Here is a 1,626-nt window from a genome sequence, read left to right as displayed (position 1 = left end):
AGCTTGGCCACGCCTAACAGACTTAAAAGTGGTCGACCCCGACCGTCTCGGCTGAGCCTTAAGTCACTCGCAGGCTCTAGGCGGTCTGCAACGCCGGAAAGCTGCAGCAGTTAATCGCGCTTCCGTTAAGTGACGAACGCGCGCAGGATGGAGGGGCCGGGGTCCCACCAGGACGAGAACGGAGCGCGCGATGAAGGCGAAGGTCGGCGACTACCTCGTGGTCAAGGGCACAACCACCGAACGGCATGATCAGCATGCTGAGATCATCGAGGTGCGCTCTCAAGACGGCTCTCCGCCATACGTGGTGCGTTGGCAGATGACCGGGCACGAGGCGACGGTGTACCCCGGGTCTGACGCGGTGGTTGTCAGCGCCGCCGAGCACACAGAAGCCTCACGACGCGCTGCTGCGCGGGCCGGCCACGCCGCGACATAGCCACCCAGCGGTTCCGTGAGATTTGTTGGGCCAGAGAGTAATTCGACGAGAGTCAGCGTGTGCGTGTGTCGACTTCCAGACCGCTGGCGTCGTCCGGGATCTGTGGCGGGTCCAGCTTCGGCATCTCGCTCTTCGACACCGCGGCCGAGGTCGAGGGCGTAGCGGCTTCGTCGTCAGGGCTCCCGGATGCTTCCGGTGTTGCTCGTTCCAAGAACCGCAGCAGTTCGACGGGGAAGGGAAGCACCAGGGTGGAGTTCTTCTCCGCCGCGACCTCGACCACGGTTTCCAAGAGCCGCAACTGAAGCGCAGCCGGGTGCGCGGCCATCGTCTCGGCCGCTTGGGCGAGTTTTTCAGACGCCTGCAGTTCGCCGTCTGCGGTGATCACCCGAGCCCGCCGCTCACGCTCCGCCTCGGCTTGGCGCGCGATCGACCGCTTCATCGAATCCGGAAGTACTACATCCTTGATTTCCACGCGGTCGATATGAACACCCCAGCCCAGCGCGGGGTTGTCGATCATCAACTCCAGGCCCTGATTGAGACCCTCGCGGTTGCAGAGTAGGTCGTCCAGGTCGCTTTTGCCGATGATCGAACGCAGCGATGTCTGCGCGACCTGGCCAATAGCGGACACATAGTCCTGTACGCCGACAACCACGCGCACTGGATCCGCGACACTGAAATAGATGACCGCATCCACCCGCACGGTCACGTTGTCGCGGGTGATGCCGTCCTGTGCGGGCACCGGCATCGTGATGATCTGCATATTCACCTTCTCGAGGCGATCGGCGATCGGAATCAGCGGCGTGAGCCCCGGTCCACGGATACCGGTTTGCACACGTCCGAAACGAAAGACGACGCCTCGTTCGAATTGCTTGACGACCCGAACGCTTGTGCCCAGCCAGAGCGCACCAAGGCCTAACGCTGCGGCCAGTGCGTACAAGATGATCATGATGTCCTCCACGTCCGCCTCGGCAAGACCTGTCGGTACTTTTCGGCGACTGCGGGCGGCTTACAGCCGATGAAACGCCGACACCCCTCCAGTATGGGCCGATCACTCGAGACGTGCTCGAAGCGCCAGGTGCGAAGAATTGTTTCGGGTACTTGATCGAACGGCGCGCAGCTTTGTTCAGGGTTGTGCGGTTGCCTGATGGCATGATTTACGACTATGTGTCAGAACGGTCGGCGACCTAGTGAGG

The 1,626-nt window shown here is 62.2% G+C and carries 2 protein-coding genes; one reads left to right on the top strand and one right to left on the bottom strand.

Going from position 1 to position 1,626, the window contains the following annotated elements; all coding sequences use genetic code 11:
• Window positions 1-190 precede the first annotated feature (190 nt).
• A complete protein-coding gene (locus WAN71_RS12955) occupies window positions 191-433 on the top strand; it encodes a DUF1918 domain-containing protein (protein ID WP_422225715.1) in 243 nt (80 codons plus the stop codon).
• 52 nt (window positions 434-485) lie between these two features.
• Here WAN71_RS12955 and WAN71_RS12950 read toward each other — a convergent pair whose 3' ends face one another.
• On the bottom strand, window positions 486-1,379 hold the full coding sequence (locus WAN71_RS12950; RefSeq protein WP_422225714.1) for an SPFH domain-containing protein: 894 nt from the start codon (window positions 1,377-1,379) through the stop codon (window positions 486-488).
• Window positions 1,380-1,626 lie beyond the last annotated feature (247 nt).

The organism is Mycobacterium sp., from assembly GCF_049280035.1.
Taxonomy (GTDB): Bacteria; Actinomycetota; Actinomycetes; order Mycobacteriales; family Mycobacteriaceae; genus Mycobacterium.
Note: the sequence above shows the minus strand (reverse complement) of the source record. Positions and strands in the feature narration are given on the sequence as shown.

What these genes read in the sequence shown, in the direction of transcription:
- WAN71_RS12950 (WP_422225714.1), bottom strand. Translation starts at nt 1,379, where the DNA reads ATGATCATCTTGTACGCACTGGCCGCAGCGTTAGGCCTTGGTGCGCTC.
- WAN71_RS12955 (WP_422225715.1), top strand. Translation starts at nt 191, where the DNA reads ATGAAGGCGAAGGTCGGCGACTACCTCGTGGTCAAGGGCACAACCACC.